Below are 19,063 nucleotides of genomic sequence, written 5' to 3'. Positions count from 1 at the left end.
GTTTAAAACCCAAGTGAGACGCCAACATATAGAGTTCGGCCAACGTATTCATACTCTGTATTTTGTCGCTCGAAGCCACCTTGAAACTCGGTGGTGGGCTCATTATTGAGATTAACCGCCTCAAAAAATAACTTGAGGTTTTCCTGCATAGCCCAAGATGCTTTAAAGTCCCAACGACCAAACTCACCCTGATAAATATCCTCTTCCGGGCTACCGCCAATATCGGTCAGAAAGCTATCGTTGTAAGCATAGCTCAGCGCAAGATCGAGCTTTTCTGTTTGATAAAAAAGCGATAAATTGTAGGTACTCTCGGCTTGGCCCGGCAACGGAAGATCGACGGTTTCTCCGTTGCGCTCCACTTCAACATCGGCGTCGATGTAGCTCATGGACGCCGAGCCACCTAAGCCATCAAACGGTGACGGTAAAAACGCAAACTGTGTTTGCGCCGTCAATTCCAACCCCATAAGCTCCGAGCTATCGCCGTTTTCAGTAGTCGATACCGTCAAGTCGTCTATCTCTGTCGGATCAATTACACCGGCCAACCCCAGATCATTTAAGGCAGCGGTTATGTCTTGCTGACCATCATACTCAGTCGTGCGCGACACCAACTCATTTTCGATATCTTTAAAGAACACAGCGGCCGACAGCAGCGTTAGATCATTAACATACCACTCGAGCGATACATCGTAGTTCCATGATTCGCGCGCTTCCAGGTCGGGGTTCCCTATATTTAAGAACCCCTCCCGAGCATCGACTTCGTATTCAGATCGCGGCGCAATGGTGTCGTAATCCGGACGACCCAGTCCCCGCGTAATTGCACCTCGTAAAATAAGAGAATCCGTTAGATTGATATTTGTCTGAAGCGACGGCAACCAATTTATGTAATCGCCGCCGTCCTCGACCCGTTCTGCGGTACCGTCAGCAAGCATGACGTAACCCGCCGACTCGATATCCGTCGCCTCGACGCGAACACCCCCGATCACATTAAACCAATCCCACTGCCACATCCCCATGCCGTAGGCGGCATAAATGGATTCATCTACTTCATAATCACTGCCATAGTTACTGGCAAAAGTATTCGAGTCATTCAGCTCAAAATACTCGCCATTAGCGGAATCAGAAAAGAATTGATCCATGGCATCGACGTTCATCCATATATTGGGAACATCACCGGCTTCTACGTCATTTACAAAGCCACCGTTATTAAATGCAGGCTCTGAGGCCAACGTTAGCTCTGTCTCGCCCGGCGCATAGCGCGAGCGATCATAGTCATTATCCCGCGAGGTCTGGGTCATTTTGACACCAGTTTTATAAAAACCGCCCTCATCGGTATTAAACTGTAGATTCAATTCACCAATGCCAGCCTGCTCTTGCATTGAGCGCTCTTGATATTGCACACGATCAAACACCTGATACCTCGGATCGACACGATCAGCGGTACCTGTATCTGGGGTGATAAACACCACACCATCAGCACTTACATCCCACCGATTGGGACCAAACTGTTCGGCGCTGGTAAACTCCCAGGAGCTATAGGGCTCGGCTAGTTCATTGTCGTTATACTGTACCAGGTAGTCCGTTTGCCAATCACCAAAGGTATTTTCACCACCTGCGGCAAAGGACAGAAGTTGTTTCTCTGCGGTCTCCAAACGGATATTGGCGGATACTGCGTTCTCAGCCGAGCGACCGCTATAGGGGGCATCGGCAACCAAGCCTTCACTTAATGACTGCTGGTAACGATTGCGATGCTGAAACTCATCCCAATCGGAATAAAACGCACGAACAAAATACCGGCTGGTATCGGATGGCTCAACCTCCATAACAGCTGACAAATTTAAGCGCTCTCGACCAATAACATAGTAGTTATTTTTAACTTCTTCCGGCAGATTAACGCCGTCGCTAACCTCACGCCAATCATCTTGATAAATACCCTGAGCAATATACTCGCGTGACGAATAAGAGGCTCCTAACAACCAACCCATAGTTTTTGCATCGTTTTTACCAGAGACCAATGCATCCAGCGCGTAGGGGTCGTGACCGCCATAGGCACTTTCTTCCGGACGAATTTCTTCATAGCCGTAGCGCGCAGTTGCGTAACCATAAAAGTCATCCTCTCGGTCAAACGGCTTTTTCACATCCACATTCACTGTACCGCCAATGCCCTGAGCATCCATATCTGGCGTCGGTGTTTTAATAACTTGCACGGCGCCCAGCAAGCTACCCGACACCACATCCATAGGTGTAGCACGACCACCGCCATCAGCCTCTGGCGAACCCATAGACACACCGTTTAAGGTGACATTATTTAAGCTTGGCTGAATGCCGCGAATCTGCACAAACCGCCCTTCACCTTTCTCCACCAACATGGACACACCGGGCACACGATTCAGACTTTCGCCCACATTTTTGTCGGGTAGCTGACCCAACTCATCAACCCCTAGCGCGTCAATAATGCGCAGCGAATCACGCTTAGAATCCAATGCCCGCTGGCGAGCCAGCTGAGTTCCGGTGACCGTAATCTCTTCATACACATTGTCACCAACTTGCTCAGTCTGAGCTAGCGCAAAAGAGCTACAAAAGCCCAACACAACAGGTAGTAATTTTTGACAGGACATGAACTTCTCCACACGACAGGTTATAAAGACGCGTGAATCATGCAGGGTGAATATTCAAGATTTATTACAGAAATTTATAAGCAACGCTAAACCAACGTTAATTTACACTTCTCCATTAGTCGCCCCAACGTTCATTACAAATAAAGGTTTTTTCAATGAAGGATCTATGAAGTTATCGTATTACTAATAGCCGCGGTTGCTCCGGGAAAATCTAAAACGACGCTCGGTTATCTAAAGCTCAGATTGTTGTTCGCAGCCGCAAGGTAAGCAAGTCGATCGGGAGATTTTAATTACAAAAGGAAAGCGTCAAAAGGCCAATGGCGCCACCAGCACCATCGACCTCACGTAATTGCTAACGCTGAGTGGAGAACTCTAAGTAGACTTGCTCGATCTTGGACAGGGCGGGAATCACTGCTCGCTCACCAGCCCAGCTTACAACAAGTTCATCATACTCGGCAGGGATCTCGTCATCCAGATGGGTAATTTCGCTAGCTGTTACACGAGCCAGGCGAGGAAGGCCTTGAGTTAAAATAGCAATAAAGCTTAACGAATCACTAATACCGGTAGTATTAAGCACTGCGATCCGGCAACGGCTACTAAAGTTTGGGCGACTCTGGCCGTTCATAACCTCAAGAGAGATAATCGGAACGTCTAACTCACGCCAGCTAACGTCACCTAGCAACCAATCAGGAGCATTGTCGACAGACTGGATTTCGCTTACTGGTACGATTTCGGCAACAGTAACGTTAGGCAGCAGCAGCAAAGACTCACTCAGAGGCACCAACAAACTTGCCACCTCTTGATACTGATCGGATTCTATTTGATGTTCCGCTGTCATGAGCTAACCGCCCCTTTTATCCCATTAGTTTGATGTATGTAATCAACAAATTTAGCGGCCAATTGCGCCGGCGTACCAATATAATCAACACTCTTTGTCGCCAGAGCAGCCAAAGGCATTGAGTCGACCACACAGCTGCCTGGTTCCTGCACCCAAACCTGACCCTTATGCTGCTTCACAAAGCGACAACTGGCGGCGCCATCGCTCCCCATTCCGGAAAAAACAATAACGCCGCACTGATTTTTTTTTACGCTTGCCGCATTGGCCAACAGTTGATCAATAGACGGCTGATATTGCCCGCCCCAAGGTTCGTCGTAAACCACAAGCGTACTGTTCTCGAGCAACTCGACGCGCTGACTCGGGTTAATAATCGTCACGGTATCCGGTTCAATGACGGCACCTTGCTCTGGCATGACGCCGCGATAAGCCCCGCTATGCCCTAACATGGTGATCAGCGAACCACAATATTCGCGATCTATATGCTGAGCGTACAAAAAACCCGCGTTTAAGCCGACGGGTAACGCCTGTAAAAACTCACGTACGGGTTGCGGGCCGCCAGTAGAGGCCGCTAACACCCAAACGTTTGGCGCCGGTTTACAGCGGGCGAGGTTTACTTCGCCTATCAAGCGCTGCAACCTGGCGCATAAGCGAGTAGACCAGCGCATGCGTGCAACTGCATCATCGCCAATTTCGCTGCTGTCGCAGAGCAGCACCGGCACCTCGGCAGTCGCCAGCAATACACTTAATACTTCGTCGGCAGCACGGTGCCCATTTTCGACGTGAGTCACGTCCACCAACCAGGCATCCAGCTCGGCAATACGCTCCAAGTCATCTAACGCCAAATCGGGTATTGCTGACTGCTCAGGTTGCGACAGGGCTAAACTGTAATCGACCTGTTGCCCCGTTTGCGCCACCAGCGCACTTAGTTGTCGCAGCTTATCTTTGCTATCGACTAACAGTCCCAGCCCAAGGGGTTTCACGCGGTTATGCGTCCTGCTCTTCTATTAGCTGTTGGATATTACCGAGCAAAATCTCCTCTTGGTACGGCTTACCCATGTAGCGATTAACCCCTAAGTTAAGGGCTCGCTCACGGTGTTTTTCGCCCGTACGGGAAGTAATCATAATGATCGGCAAATGCTTCAAGCGCGAGCTGGTGCGAATATTTTTTGCCACCTCAAACCCATCCATACGGGGCATTTCGATGTCGAGCAACATAACATCGGGCACGGTATCCTGTAGTAGTAAAATCGCCTCGGCACCATCTTTTGCCGTTATTACACGATAACCTTCGCGCTCCAGGAAGCGTCCGGTTACCTTGCGCACCGTGACCGAGTCATCCACCACCATAACGGTTTTTTCATCGTCTTCTTTATCGAGGGGCTCTGTTCGAGAAAATGGCTCCAACAAGGTTGACTCTGCCAAGCCTTGCGCCAACTGCTCGCGAATTAGCGCGTGCAGATCCAAAATCACCACGACCGAGCCATCCCCCATTACGGTAGCGCCCGAAACCCCTCGTACCTTACTAAATTGCGCCCCGAGGGTTTTTACCACAATTTCACGGCTACCCAGCAGCTTATCGACCTGTAGTGCCATCGTATTATCGGCGCTACGCACTAATACAATCGGCAAAGGCAATGCCTGACCATCTAGTTTTGGCAGCGAATCGCTATCGAGCAAAGACCCCAGATAACGTACAAGGTAATTTTCTCCAGCGTACTCAAAGCGAGCTTGCTCGTCCTGATAATAATGCTCCAGCTCAAACGGGCTTACCCGCACAATACCTTCAATCGTATTCAGTGGTATCGCATAGTGGTCGTCACCAATTTGAACCATTAGGGCGCGGTTTACTGATACCGTAAATGGCAGCCGAACGGTAAACTCGGTACCACGCCCCCACTCAGAGTTGATAAACATCGAGCCGCCGAGCTGTTTGATCTCGGAGTGCACCACGTCCATCCCAACACCGCGACCAGAGATTTGCGTCACTTGCTCGGCGGTACTAAACCCCGCATGCAAAATAAACTGCATAACATCTTGATCGGACAGCTGAGCGCCTTCAGCCATCAATCCACGCTCTACCGCTTTGGCTCTTACTTTTTCCAGGTTAATACCGCGGCCGTCATCCACCAGCCGTAGCACGACCTCGCCACCCTCACGGGATAAGTTGAGCGAGATCACACCCACGTCGCTTTTGCCACTTTCGCGTCGGGCATCGGCAGACTCTATACCATGGTCCACGGCGTTGCGCAGCATGTGCTCAAGCGGAGCAATCATGCGTTCCAGTACCGAGCGATCCAATTCACCTTCGACGTTATCTAACTCAAAGCTGACTTCTTTACCAAGCTCGTTAGCAGCTTGCCGCACGATACGTCGTAAGCGTGGCACCAAACGCGCAAACGGCACCATGCGCGAACGCATCAAACCCTCTTGCAGGTCGGTGTTAATTCGTGACTGTTGTAATAACAGGGTTTCGGTGTCGCGGTTTTTATCCGCGAGTGTCATGCGCAAATCCAGCAAATCTGACGCCGACTCGACTAACGAGCGAGAAAGCTGCTGCAATGCTGAGTAACGATCCATCTCCAGCGGATCAAACTCATCGTGCGCTGCCATCTGCTCTTGGCGAAACAGAATTTGCGCTTCAGTTTCAATATCCAGGCGACGCAACTGCTCTTGCAAACGTTCAATAGTCGCGTCCATTTCGTCCAGCGCCACACCGGTATCACCCACCTGCTCTTCAATACGGGCGCGGGCAATCGATGTCTCACCGGCAAGGTTTACCAGCTCTTCCAAAAGCTCGGCCGATACCTTAACGACCTCTTGCGGACCGCTGCGCTTAGCCGCCAAATGCTGAGCTTGTGAACCCGGCGCAGTAACGGCCCCACCACCAGGGGTTGAGCCTCCGGTTGTCGGTTTGGCAGGGGGCTTGGCTTTAGGCGCAAACGGTAATACCTTGGCCGGCTCAAGCGATTGCACCGATTCCGTGTTTACTCGCTCCGCCTCAGCAGCGTTATCAGTGGAGGTCACTTCGTCGGAATCCCGCTCGACAACGGATTGCCTCTCATCACTATCAGGCGCAGCAGCTTCTTCAATATGTGCACCAGCCGTTACAGGTTTATCCGGTACCTCGGTACCGTGAACTTTTGCCTGAACCACTTGTATGCAGTGATGGATTTGATCTTGAAAGTGCACCAGTCGGTTAAAAGTCGCCTGGTCCATGTCGTCGATATTCAACTCGATGACCAGAGTCTCAAAATCGTGAGTAAGATCGCCCAGTTCATTCAAACCAGCAAGCCGGGCACCACCTTTAAGTGTGTGCAAACTACGTTTTAACTCTTCAATGCACTCGGCGTTGCCCCAGTCGTCCTGCCAGTCGTGCATCGAGCGCTCGATGTCTTCATCCAGCTCGTTTGCCTCTTCGAGGAAAATCTCCAGAATCTCCTGGTCGAGCTCATCTTCAATTTCAATCTCGGCCGCATAGTCGGTGGCCACCGGCGCGCTGGGGGCGTCTTGAAGCGGCTCTTTCAGTTCCGGCTCTTGAGCCTCCTCGTCCACTACGGGGGGCTGCAAACTATCTACGGGTACAGAATCAGACTCGCTCTCTGCTTCAAGCTCCGCATCTGACGACAGTGTAGCTGCAACAGCGTCAAGGTGTTCGCCCTCATCGTCGGTCGGCGTTATCGCCTCGGCACCTGGTTCGCCGTTAGCGTCAGGCAACTGCTCCGCGGTTTCACTCAACTCTGGCGTTGCCTCAACATCCACACCTAAATAGAGCTCTTCGGTATCGTTTGCGGAGCCATTCGCGTCACTTAGAGCGTCATCAACGTTATCAACAGAGCCATCAGCTGACGGAGCCAGCGCAATATGCTCAACGTCGCCTACGGACTCATCCAGATATCGGCCTGTGCTATCCACCTCTTCCGCTTCATTGACCAGCACCGCATCTTCAACAAAAGGCGTGGGGTCAGTGTAGAACTCGAAGGCTTCGGCTTCGGCTTCGGCTTCGGCTTCGGCTTCGGCTTCGGCTTCGGCTTCGGCTTCGGCTTCGGCTTCGGCTTCGGCTTCGGCCAACAGGCTATTGTTGGGCACTGCACCGTCAAGTAGCTCTGCCAAAACGGCATCAACATCGGGGGGTATCGGCTGTAGGTTCTGGCCGGCGGCGATGGCATCCACCATATCCAACAGCGCGGTGTGCACCCGAATCAACTCGTCGCACAGCTGCGAGTCACAGTTAAGCTCGGCGGCCAAAATACGTTGATACACCTGGTGCAGCTTATCACCCAAGCTGGCCATTGGCGGTAAATTAGCGTGCGCCGCACCACGGGTTAAGTTCTTTAACTCGTCAACAATGGGCTGTAATTGTTCTATGTTCTGCGGGTTTTGTTGCCAGGCATGAATCAGCTGATCGGCGTCGAGCAGTAGATTCATCTCCTCGGCCATAAAAATTGCCAATAACTCTGGGTCGACCGGGTGCTTACCGGCGGCGTCCACCTGCTGCAATTGAGCCAGAGGTGCAACATAGAGCTCGCGCAATTCATGCACGCGCGCCAAATATTGATCCAACCGCGGAATCATTAATTCACGCTTGCGATCGATATCCTCCAGCGCTGCACGGGTATAACTCACACCATCGCGCAGCAACTGCAAAATGTCATCGTTAATATTAACCTGATAACTGCGCAGCTCTTTGACAAACTTTTCCAGTGGCGTTGCCAGCTCGGCGATCGGTGTGACATCCGCCATATGCGCACTACCTTTTAAGGTGTGTAACGCACGTTGCATATCGTCACTGGGCGGCTCGAACAGTGGTCGAGCTTGTTCCATACGATCAATATAACTCTCTACAATGGCCAGATGCGCCAGCGCTTCTACGCCAAATATTTGCCATAACTGGCCGTCATCGCCATCGGACAAGCTATCGTCAAGCTCATCAGCTACCGTTTGGTCATTATAATCAACGGATTTTTCTTCTGCCGTCGCGTCCTCTTTTACTGACGGCTCAGCTGAACCTTCGGTTAACTCTTCGCCCCCGTCGAGAGGTTGCAGGTCATCGGGGGTTTCGCCCCGGGCCATAGCCTCGCCCTGAGCCCGCAACTGGTTCACCACATCCAGATTAGGGGTGGCCTCACGCGCCTCAAAAGCGGCAATCATTGGCGGTAATGTCTGCCGGACATTCTCGATAAAAATAACGTGCGACCGACTAGGCACAATGGTGCCGTCGATCACGCGATTCAGCATATTTTCAACCGACCAGGCGAGCTCTCCAATATCATTGGCGCCCACCATACGCCCACTGCCTTTTAAGGTGTGAAAGGCGCGACGAAATTCCGTCAGAGCACTAGCATCATCAAAATTTTGTGCCCACTGGGGGAAGTACTCAGCAATGGCCTCGCTCACTTCGCCGGCCTCTTCGATAAAGATTTCTAAAATCTCATCGTCAACAACCTCTTCATCGTCATCGATGGTTAAGTCGTCAATCGCTTCTTCGGCCGAGACCGGTTCCGCATCAACCGTCTCGTCAGTCAGCTCATTGACAGGCTCGGCCTCGGCCTCGATCTCTGACTCAGACGATAGCTCAGTCTCGGCAGCCACCGCATCGATCGGCTCGAGGTCAATCTCCTCGTGATCCTCACCCGGGGAATCCAACACTTGTGCGTAAGCGCTTTGAAGCAAAGCCGAATCGGCATCGTCGTCGGAATGACGCAGCGCTTCACTCTCTGATACATCATCAGAGGCACTTGGTTCAACTATCGGCTTATCAACCGCGTCATTCGTATCGGTATTCGCTCGGCCCGAGTACTGCGTAACCGCATATCCCAGTTGCTCAACACTTTCTTCGGCAACCATCAGTAGTAATTCGTTTTCTTCTTCGCTGCTTTCACCACCGATTCGCTCGAGGTAGTACTCGACACTGGTAATCGCATCGGCGAGAGTGTCTAGCGTCGACCACTCAGGGGTTTGCTCTTGCTGTTGTAATTGCTCTTCAATATAGCGGGCACAAGCGCCCAAAATTCGCGCCGGACGCGGCAACGGAACCATCTCTAAGCTACCGCGAATATCGCGCAACATTTGCGGAACATTGTTTAGATGATCGCGATTCCATTGCGAGGCAATATACTCAACGATGGAGTCTTTAGCATGCTCAAGGCCGTTGCGCGATTCACGCATTACCGAGGCTTTAGCATCCGACAGGGTCATACCTGCCTGATCTTTGGCTTGCTTACCGACGCTTTTGCCGGCATTAGATGCCAATACATCCAGTTCGCCTTCAATATCTATAATGCGATTGGCGACACCCACTAACTGATCGTGAGACAACCCAGAAGAAGTGGTGACCGCCAACTCGAGCGCGGCGCTTTGCTCAATAACAGCGCGACGCAAATCGCCAATACCCAACACGGCCATCGTATCGCCAACACGCTTAAGAATGCCTACGGCATCACCTAACGGCTGATCGTTCTCTGGGTTCGACAAACACTCATCCAGTGCCCTCTTAACTCCATCGAGTTCGACTTTAAGCGCCGTAACCACCGAGCGCATAGCATCGGGGTCGGGAGTAGAGAGAACGTCTTGGCTATCGCCCTGCTCTTTACCCTCCAGCAGTGCACGATCGAGTTGATACAACTCATACACTTGCTTTAATTTGGAACCGGCGGCAAAGCTAGGGGTGTGCTTGCCCGAGCGCGCCACATAGTAAAGCAGGCTTTTAATGAGTTCTTCGTCGCTAAAGCTGTCTAATGCCTTAGTGCCGTGCTGCACGAGMAACTTGATCTCACGATCAAGCTTGCGCAATAAATTTTTGATGGACACGCTTGACTCAATGGCGTCCATTTCCAGCGCTTCTGCCAACGCCTGAGCGATTAACCACAAGGGTTGACGCGCAGTGCCCGATGTAAGCCGGTAAAGCCGCGAAAACACTTTACTCAGATAGGCGAGGTTTTCATCGGGGTTTACCGACTTGATAAAACCCGCAGCGGCGTACTGGTACATTTGCCGTAGCTTTTTGGCGGTAGCAATAAACTGCTCGTTGTCAGCCGCCAACGGCATACGCTCACCACTAACCACACGCGAGGGCGACATGTCGGGCATAAACAAGTTGGTATCTGACAACAGGCTTTCACCGCGCACCGTGCGCAGATCATTCAGCAATGGCAGAACCACTAGCGGATTGTCGTTACGACTTACTTTTACTTGATTGAGGTAAACAGGAAACTGCAAGATAGCGCGCATTAGCACCTCTTGCCCTTCTCCTGTATTGGCCACGTTGCCACCAATCAACGCCTGAGTCAGCTGCTCCATTTCTTCGGCGAGCATTGCGGCGCCATGGAACTCCACCATTTGCAAGCTACCGCGCACCTGGTGAATATGAGTCAAACAAAAGCGCAAACGCGCTTTGTCATTTGTATCCTGTACATAAGACTCGAGCGATTGTCGCGCTTGCTTCAAGGTCTCGGCTATTTCATGAATAACCCAGTCGAGAGCCGCAAAGTTGCGATTGTCAGCCATCTAGCGCCTTCCTCATTGTTGTTTTTGCTCGACCCGTATGTAAGCCTGGATTTTATCGTCCGCTACCCGAGTCATCTCAGGGTGCTCCCAATCCACTACTTCACCGAGCCCCACCACCAGCAAACCACCGGGCTTTAAACGGCTCGCCAGGCTGTTGAGAATATCCCGACGCAACCAGCGGCGAAAATACACCAATAGATTCTGGCAAAACACCACATCCATGGGCACCTTGGGGATCTCGCTTACCTGCAAAATATTACCGTGGGTAAAACAGATTCTGTCCCGTAATTTACGCGCAATCTCGTAGCTACCGTCATTGCACAACGTGCTGTAGCGTCGCGCCTCTTCAGCAGTCATCTGCTCGATAGCACGAGGCAAATAACGCCCCAATCGCGCTTTCGCGAGTGCGGTTGAGCTAATATCCAGCGCGGTAACACCGTAATAGGGTTCGAGCTGTGCCAACTCAAAGCAATCGTTAATGACCATGGCCAGTGAATAGGGCTCTTCACCGGTAGAGCAACCTACGCTCCAGACATCAAAACTGTCGTTAAGCTGGCGATTATTTATTTTGTCTTGCAAATAATGGCGCACGTATTCAAACGATTGCCGATGGCGAAAAAAACTAGTCTCTTTTACGGCCACCCGGTCGATAAGAATGGACCACTCCAGCCGACCCTGTAGGCCGTCGGTCACCAGCGAGTAGTAATCGCTGTAGCGCTCATAACCCAACTCGCGCATACGGATAGAGAGTTGCGATTGGAGCAACGATTTTTGCACCAGCGTTAACTGAATGCCCGCGCGCTCCTCCAACAGCTTACTCCATTGCTCGAACTCACTATCGCTGAGATCGGCAATTGTCCGTAACGACCACCCCATAATTAGCTATCTACCAACGCTAACTAAAGAAACGACTTACACGTGATGACGATTGGGCTCATCGTCATCCGCGTCAATATCAATATCGAGTTCAACCTCATCGTTTAAATCAACAACGTCGGCCTCTCCCAAATCAACGACTTCGTCGTAATCACTCAGCTCACTGGGCGCTTGTGTGTCAACGTCAGCCGCTTCCGTTTCAAAGGTGGCAAAATCGCTGCTTTGCTCGTAGCTCACGATTTCACCAGTATCCTCTTCCGGCAGTTTGAAACCAGCCACCGACTCACGAAGATCCATTGCCATGGCGGCGAGGTTACCAATCGACTGTGCCGTCGCACTGGTACCGGCCGAGGTTTGAGTGGTAATTTCCTGAATCACGTTCATCGTGTTAGAAATGTGACCAGCAGACGATGCCTGCTGACGAGCCGCGTTCGAAATGTTCTGAATCAATTCTGCCAGCGAGGTTGATACGCCCTCAATCTCCTCCAGTGCCACACCGGCGTCCTGCGCCAGACGTGCACCACGAACCACCTCAGAGGTGGTTTGTTCCATCGAGATAACCGCCTCGTTGGTATCGTTCTGAATGGTTTTAACCAGCGCCTCAATCTGCTTTGTTGCCGCCGCAGAACGTTCCGCAAGACGCTGTACCTCATCCGCTACCACCGCAAAGCCTCGACCCGCATCACCGGCCATCGAGGCCTGAATAGCGGCGTTAAGTGCGAGGATGTTCGTTTGGTCAGCAATGTCGTTAATCAAAGATACGATGTCACCAATTTCCTGTGACGACTCACCCAGCCGTTTAATACGCTTCGAAGTGTCTTGAATCTGCTCACGAATCGTATCCATACCGTGGATGGTGTTCTGTACCACTTTGGCGCCGTTGCTCGCGATCGATACCGCGCGCTCGGCTACCGCGGCCGATTCAGAGGCGTTGGCAGATACCTGATCAATGGTCACCGCCATCTCGTTTACCGCCGCCGACGCACCGGCAATCTCTTGTGCCTGGTGCTCAGATGCCTCGGCCAAGTGCAGTGCCGTTTGCTGGGTTTCTTGCGCAGCAGCCGATACGTTCACGGCCGTTTCGTTGATTCGCGCTACCAGAATCCGCAGCTGGTCAATGGTGTAGTTAATAGAGTCAGCAATCGCACCGGTGAAATCCTCGGTTACCGTGGCGGTGGTGGTCAGGTCACCATCAGCCAGGTCGGCCAGCTCATCCAGCAGTCGCAAAATAGCCGTTTGGTTACGCTCGTTCGCCTCGGCGGTTACCGCCAAACGGCGACGCGTACCGCGATACAACAGAATACCGATAAACGCCAAGCAGGCGAGAATCAAGCCGGCGATAATCAGCAGCAAGGTATTATTAAGCGGACGCTCTGTGGCCTGTACCGAAATTTTGTCAGCGATATCACTCAGTGCCTGCAGCAACGCTGGCGTTTGAGTAATAATGGCTTCTTCAGCCTGACGTGCGGAGAACAGCGCCGGGGCGCCTTCGAAGATATCGCGAATTGAGTTACCAACGCCTTCAAAGAGCTGCGAGATTTCTTCCAGACTGGCACGGGCGTCAGGGTCGGATACGCGCGAGATACCCAGCATTTCGTCGCCCTCCAGCATCGCCGCCAGCATCCGGCCATAGAGGTTGGCATCTAAGTTAAACTGATCGGCGGCTTTATCCGCATCAGTATCACCCCGGAGCATCTTATCCACGTTTCGCCCGATCCGTTCGGCGCGCCATGACTGCATCTGTGCTTGGGACACCTGCTCAGCCGGTGCACCAGCCTCCAGCAGGATCTCCACAATATTGCTGTGCTGCGCCTGCAGGGTTGGCAGGTTGTTGTTCAGGTCGTTACCAACACGATTAATAAATACGATGGCCTCTTGGTTATCAAGAATGGACTGAGCGTTGGTTTTAATGTCGTTCCACACTAAACCAAAAGCGCCAAACTCGGCACTCAGCACTTCTCGGGTACGGGGGTCTGCTGAGCGCAGACTTTCCCAGGTCTCACTCATGGTGTTTACCACCGTTTCGAGCTCCCCAAAGGCGTCTTCATTACCCGAGGTGGCGTCACGGGCTAAAGAGGTCAGCCGGTAGGCCTGAGCCCGCAGTTCTGCCGCCTGTTGCTCGTAGAAGGCGTCTCGATCACTGTCGCGATTGACAATGGTAAAGATCACCGCCATGGCAATAATAAGCGCCACCAGCAGGACACCCACAAGGACAATCGCGGGATTGCCTTTAAGCGTCGCAGCAATAGTTCTGGACTCAGTTTTCATTACATACTCCTGACCGACTCTGCATCATTGTTGTTCATTGTTAGCTGAGAAACCCGGACTGGCTCAAGGAGCCTTCCCCCCAGAATTCCTCTTCTGGTATTACACAAAACTATGACAATCATTTTTATCTTGCGGCGCTAGGCCACTTTAACGTTGCCCGAGTACGGGCCAATCTAAACCAACGTGCTAAATGTCTTTTGCGGCATCCGTAAAACGTTGGTCTTGCGCAAGCGCCGACAACCGAAATACATTCCACGTATCTCGCTCATCGCGATAACTTCCTTGCGCATAAGGCTGTAACCCTTCCACCAAATCTGAGTTATTGGGCTGAAACTCATCAGCGGGAAAATGCTGCATACCAAACACCTGGTCGACGATTAGCCCCGTGTACAAAGTCTCTGTTTCGAGAACCAGCACCCGACGGCGCTTACGCCCTCCCACCAGCCGCCCCCCACAAAAGGCAGCGAGATCGAACAGCGGCAGCAACCGGCCGCGAACATTAGCCACACCGCGAACCCACGGCTGCACACCAGGAAGGTGAGTAAAATGGGGGACTTCAAGCATTTCGGACACTTCGTCCATCGGCGCCACAAAGTGGCTACCCAGCAAGGTAAAGCCGATACCACTCCACTGCGGGCGAGCATCTATCTGGGCGGGCAAGCCTTTGGCGGCCGCCCGGCAGCTACTGGCCAAGTTAACCAGAGCAGAAAATGCACTAGATTGATCTGACATGATCCGAGTCCGTGTTTTATATATTGTGTCCGACTCCAGTACTCACACGATCAAGCCTGTGAGTACTGACAACCCAATTGATCAGGCCATAACCTCATTAATCGAGTCCATCAAGACTTCGGCGGTAATTGGCTTAGCCAAGTAAGCTCGCGCGCCTTGACGCATACCCCAAACACGATCGGTTTGCTGATCCTTGGTGGTCACAATAATCACGGGAATAGTCGCCGTCTCGGGCGCCTTGGTCAGTTGACGTGTCGCCTGAAAACCATTTAGCCCGGGCATAACGATATCCATCAATACCACGTCTGGCAGCTCTTTTTTAGCCAGCGCCACGCCCTCTTCACCATTGGGTGCGGTCAACACAGCGTGGCCATTTTTCTCCAGCATGGTGGTCAGCTTGTAAGTTTCAGTGGGCGAGTCGTCGATTATAAGTACTCTGGCCATAGGATCCCCAATTGTGCGGTTAGCTTATAGGTAATTAAATTGTTATTGGTGCGCGGCTTACGACGCCTGCGCTTGTTTTACGTGTTCTTCAATGGCACCCAGCAGTTCACTTTTGCTGAACGGCTTAGTTAAATACTGATCTGAGCCGACGATGCGGCCCTTGGCCTTATCAAACAAGCCATCCTTACTGGACAACATAATGACAGGCGTCGCTTTAAACTCAGTATTGTTTTTGATGAGCGCACAGGTTTGATAGCCGTCAAGACGCGGCATCATAATATCGACAAAGATAATATCGGGCCGTGAATCGGCTATTTTGGCAAGCGCATCAAAGCCATCGGTGGCAGTGATTACGGTACAACCGGCTTTTTTAAGTAATGTCTCAGCGGTGCGACGAATCGTTTTACTATCGTCGATCACCATGACTTTTAGACTTTCCAAACTCACGTCCATAGGTGCTGACCTTTGCGCTGTTATTGTAGAGGGCTCTATTTTGCGACAGAGTTCACACTATTGCTGGCACAATAGTACGCATTCGATCTGTCCGCAACCACTCTACGGATTTATTTATCTGACAAGTTTTTTAACATAGTTTTTAAGGTTTATCTATAAATCACTGAATATATACAAAAATTATACTTTCTGAATGTTTAATATTCCTTACAATTATGAGGAACAGGCACTTGCGCCCACACCAGCAAGCCGTTAACTTAACGGCGCGGCGCGTACCGCCAACAACCCCAGATTTGCCCTAGATTGAGCCCGAGACTATGAGTCAGACCCTTGGCGTCGTAATGGACCCTATTGCCCAAATTACTTACTACAAAGATACGACACTGGCATTACTGCTAGCGGCGCAAGAGCGCGGCTGGAAGCTCGTCTATATGGAGCCGCAGGATCTTTACCTTGAGCGCGAAACCGCCCGCGCCCGCAGCCGGGCACTCACCGTATTTGATGACGCCAAACAATGGTACGAGCTTGCGCCACCGGAGGATATAGCACTGGGCTCGCTCGATATCATTTTGATGCGCAAAGACCCGCCGTTTGATACCGACTACATCTATAGCACCTATATTCTGGAAGCCGCCGAGCGTCAGGGCGCACTGGTTGCCAACAACCCGCGCTCACTGCGCGACTGCAACGAAAAGATGTTTGCCACGCACTTTCCTCAGTGCTGCCCACCGATGATTGTCAGCGCTCATATGGATCAGCTAAAAAACTTTCACAAAGAGCACGGCGACGTCATCTTTAAACCTCTGGACGGCATGGGCGGAAGCAGCATATTTCGCTGCAAACAAGGCGACCCCAACGTCGGGGTGATTCTCGAAACGCTCACAGGCCACGGCAAACATCTCACCATGGCGCAGAAGTTTATCCCCGAAATCAGCAATGGCGATAAACGTATTCTAGTGGTCGGCGGCGAACCGGTACCTTACGCTTTAGCGCGCATTCCCGCCGAAGGCGAAACCCGCGGCAATTTAGCCGCCGGCGGCCGCGGCGTTGCCCAACCGTTAACCGAGCGGGACTACTGGATTGTCGAGCAAGTCGCCGAGCAACTTAAAGCCCGCGGCCTGTATTTTGTCGGCCTCGATGTTATCGGCGATTACCTCACCGAGATCAACGTCACCAGCCCCACCTGTGTGCGCGAAATCGACAAGGCCTACGACACCCGCATTGGAGAACGCTTAATAGTGGCACTGGAGGCCGAGATCAAACAGCGGGCACAGCACTAACTATGGCATCCAATGTAGCCGTCGGAGTCGACACCTCGGTCAAATCCACCGACCGTTTAAGCTTCACGATTTTTATCGCGATCATCGCCCATGCACTGATTATTTTCGGCCTGACGTTTAAGCTGCCCGCACCGGACCAGCTGGCGCCCACGCTTGAGATCACGCTGGCCACCCACAAATCCGATAAAGCACCGGAGGATGCCAAGTTTCTGGCGCAGCACAACCAAGAGGCGAGCGGCACCGAAGAGCAGAGCCGCGAACTAACCACCGAGCGTCGCGCCGACTTTGCCGCACCCGACGTGCGGGAGGTTAACCCCGCCCCAATGCCGGAGGCCGCCACCCCCAGCAACCAGCAACAAACTCAGGTGATTACCACCAGCGCCGAAACCGAGCGGCAACAACTGCGCCGCCCCGATGAAGAAAACCAACAAAATGACATCGAGCGCCAGGGCCTACCGGAAGAGCAGCCTGCCATTACCGCCGAGATCGCCAGCCTACAAGCTAAGCTCGACCGCCAGCGCCAAGAGTACGCCAAGCGCCCGCGCATCCGGCGGCTCACCTCAGTGGCGACACGCAGCTCGGCCGGCGCCGAATACCTGCACAATTGGAGCGCCAAGATCGAGCAAGTGGGTAACGACAACTACCCGCAGCAAGCGCTGCGCCAACGGCTTACCGGCGATTTACGACTCTCGGTAACGGTAAACCCCAACGGCACCATTCGCGATCTTTCGCTACTCGAATCATCAGGCGTTACGCTGCTGGACGAAGCCGCGCTGCAAATTGTCCGGCTGGCGGCACCGTTCGCCCCGTTCCCCCCTGAAATCCGTAAAGATACTGACCAACTGGTTATTATCCGCACCTGGTCGTTTGAAATTGACGGCCTTTCGACCCGCACCCAGCCACGCTAGGCTTTATTCACAGCCATTAAATTCGCCAAATCGGGGGCAAACAGTGCTTGAGTTTCACCCCGGTGCCCCCAATACTTGAAGCATGACGATACCCACACACAATCCTGACCTCGCCGCCTTTGAGCTCGGCTCACTGCGCAATCAATTTTTAATCGCCATGCCCGGCATGAGCGACCCGAGATTTGCCCACAGCGTCACCTACATCTGCGAGCACGGCGCCGATGGCGCTATGGGGCTGGTCATCAATCAACCAATGTCACTCACCTTGAGCGATATCTACCAGCAGCTGGAACTCGCCGAGGGCGACCCTTCGGCGCAATCGCAGGTACTGACCGGCGGGCCAGTCAGCACTGAGCGCGGCTTTGTGCTGCACAGCGTCGCTGAGCGGCAGTGGCAATCTACGGTCGAAATTGACCCACACATCTGCCTGACCGCCTCCAGTGATATTTTAAAATCTATGGCACAGGGCGAAGGCCCCGAGCACTTTTTGGTGACCCTGGGTTACGCCGGCTGGGAGAGCGGCCAACTGGAGCAAGAAATTGCCGATAACGCTTGGCTTACCGTTCCGGCCGACCAGCAAATTTTGTTTCACACCCCAGTCGAACAGCGCTGGAGCGCAGCGGCGCGCCACTTAGGGGTAGACCTCAACCTAATTTCTAACACCGCCGGCCATGCCTGAACCAGACGCAAAACGCGTAAACACATTATTGTGCTTTGACTATGGCACCAAGAATATTGGGGTAGCGGTAGGCCAGACGGTAACGGGTAGCGCCCGCGCGCTTACCCAATTAAAAGCTCGAGACGGCATACCTAATTGGGACGAGATTGGTCAATTATTAAATGAGTGGCAGCCAGATGTAGTATTAGTGGGTCTTCCGCTCAACATGGATGGCAGCGACAGCGAGCTCTGCCCTCGAGCAAGAAAATTTGCCAACCGTATACACGGCCGCTTTGGGGTACAGATTGAAATGGTCGATGAGCGGCTTAGCAGCTTTGAGGCCAAAGGCGAGCATTTGGCCAGCGGCGGCTCACGCCACTACAAAAGTGATCCGGTGGATGCCATAGCGGCGCGGATTATTCTGCAAGACTGGCTGGCCGCTAACACCTAAGGGCGGACGCGCTCGCATCGAAGCTGCGTCAGCCCCC

13 protein-coding genes are annotated in these 19,063 nt (G+C 52.6%); 4 read left to right on the top strand and 9 right to left on the bottom strand.

The window, feature by feature from the left end:
- Window positions 1–2: 2 nt before the first annotated feature.
- The 9 genes from SD69_RS03955 to pilG form a co-directional block, all read right to left on the bottom strand.
- Complete coding sequence (locus tag SD69_RS03955; protein WP_041522177.1) at window positions 3–2,615, bottom strand: TonB-dependent receptor; 2,613 nt, start codon at window positions 2,613–2,615, stop codon at window positions 3–5.
- A gap of 352 nt (window positions 2,616–2,967) precedes the next feature.
- The gene (locus SD69_RS03950; RefSeq protein ID WP_041522176.1) at window positions 2,968–3,453 is read right to left on the bottom strand and encodes a chemotaxis protein CheW; all 486 of its coding nucleotides are present in this window, start codon (window positions 3,451–3,453) and stop codon (window positions 2,968–2,970) included.
- Entirely contained in the window at window positions 3,450–4,433 is a 984-nt protein-coding gene (locus SD69_RS03945) for a chemotaxis protein CheB (RefSeq protein ID WP_052480869.1), read from the bottom strand. The genes SD69_RS03950 and SD69_RS03945 overlap by 4 nt, the downstream gene beginning before the upstream one ends.
- 4 nt (window positions 4,434–4,437) lie before the next feature.
- Window positions 4,438–10,956 (bottom strand): hybrid sensor histidine kinase/response regulator, encoded by a 6,519-nt coding sequence (locus SD69_RS03940; protein ID WP_041522175.1) that lies wholly within the window; start codon window positions 10,954–10,956, stop codon window positions 4,438–4,440.
- A gap of 12 nt (window positions 10,957–10,968) precedes the next feature.
- Complete coding sequence (locus tag SD69_RS03935) at window positions 10,969–11,832, bottom strand: CheR family methyltransferase (protein ID WP_041522174.1); 864 nt, start codon at window positions 11,830–11,832, stop codon at window positions 10,969–10,971.
- Between the two features lie 36 nt (window positions 11,833–11,868).
- The gene (locus SD69_RS03930) at window positions 11,869–14,100 is read right to left on the bottom strand and encodes a methyl-accepting chemotaxis protein (protein WP_041522173.1); all 2,232 of its coding nucleotides are present in this window, start codon (window positions 14,098–14,100) and stop codon (window positions 11,869–11,871) included.
- Window positions 14,101–14,286: 186 nt separating this feature from the next.
- Entirely contained in the window at window positions 14,287–14,832 is a 546-nt protein-coding gene (locus tag SD69_RS03925) for a chemotaxis protein CheW (protein ID WP_041522172.1), read from the bottom strand.
- An 81-nt stretch (window positions 14,833–14,913) separates the two neighbouring features.
- Window positions 14,914–15,276, bottom strand: coding sequence for a twitching motility response regulator PilH (pilH, locus tag SD69_RS03920; protein ID WP_041522171.1), 363 nt, complete (start codon window positions 15,274–15,276; stop codon window positions 14,914–14,916).
- Between the two features lie 57 nt (window positions 15,277–15,333).
- The gene (gene pilG / locus SD69_RS03915; protein WP_041522170.1) at window positions 15,334–15,729 is read right to left on the bottom strand and encodes a twitching motility response regulator PilG; all 396 of its coding nucleotides are present in this window, start codon (window positions 15,727–15,729) and stop codon (window positions 15,334–15,336) included.
- Between the two features lie 317 nt (window positions 15,730–16,046).
- Here pilG and gshB point away from each other — a divergent pair, with 317 nt between their 5' ends.
- The 4 genes from gshB (at window position 16,047) to ruvX (ending at window position 19,026) form a co-directional block, all read left to right on the top strand.
- A complete protein-coding gene (gene gshB / locus SD69_RS03910) occupies window positions 16,047–17,009 on the top strand; it encodes a glutathione synthase (protein WP_041522169.1) in 963 nt (320 codons plus the stop codon).
- 2 nt (window positions 17,010–17,011) lie between these two features.
- Window positions 17,012–17,917 carry an energy transducer TonB gene (locus SD69_RS03905; RefSeq protein WP_041522168.1) on the top strand — a complete coding sequence of 302 codons (906 nt, stop codon included), beginning with the start codon at window positions 17,012–17,014 and terminating at the stop codon, window positions 17,915–17,917.
- Window positions 17,918–17,999: 82 nt separating this feature from the next.
- Window positions 18,000–18,596 (top strand): YqgE/AlgH family protein, encoded by a 597-nt coding sequence (locus SD69_RS03900; protein WP_052480868.1) that lies wholly within the window; start codon window positions 18,000–18,002, stop codon window positions 18,594–18,596.
- A complete protein-coding gene (gene ruvX / locus SD69_RS03895) occupies window positions 18,589–19,026 on the top strand; it encodes a Holliday junction resolvase RuvX (RefSeq protein ID WP_041522167.1) in 438 nt (145 codons plus the stop codon). Before SD69_RS03900 ends, ruvX begins: the two co-directional genes overlap by 8 nt.
- Window positions 19,027–19,063: the final 37 nt, after the last annotated feature.

It is taken from the genome of Gilvimarinus agarilyticus, assembly GCF_000832015.1.
GTDB lineage: Bacteria > Pseudomonadota > Gammaproteobacteria > Pseudomonadales > Cellvibrionaceae > Gilvimarinus > Gilvimarinus agarilyticus.
Note: the sequence above shows the minus strand (reverse complement) of the source record. Positions and strands in the feature narration are given on the sequence as shown.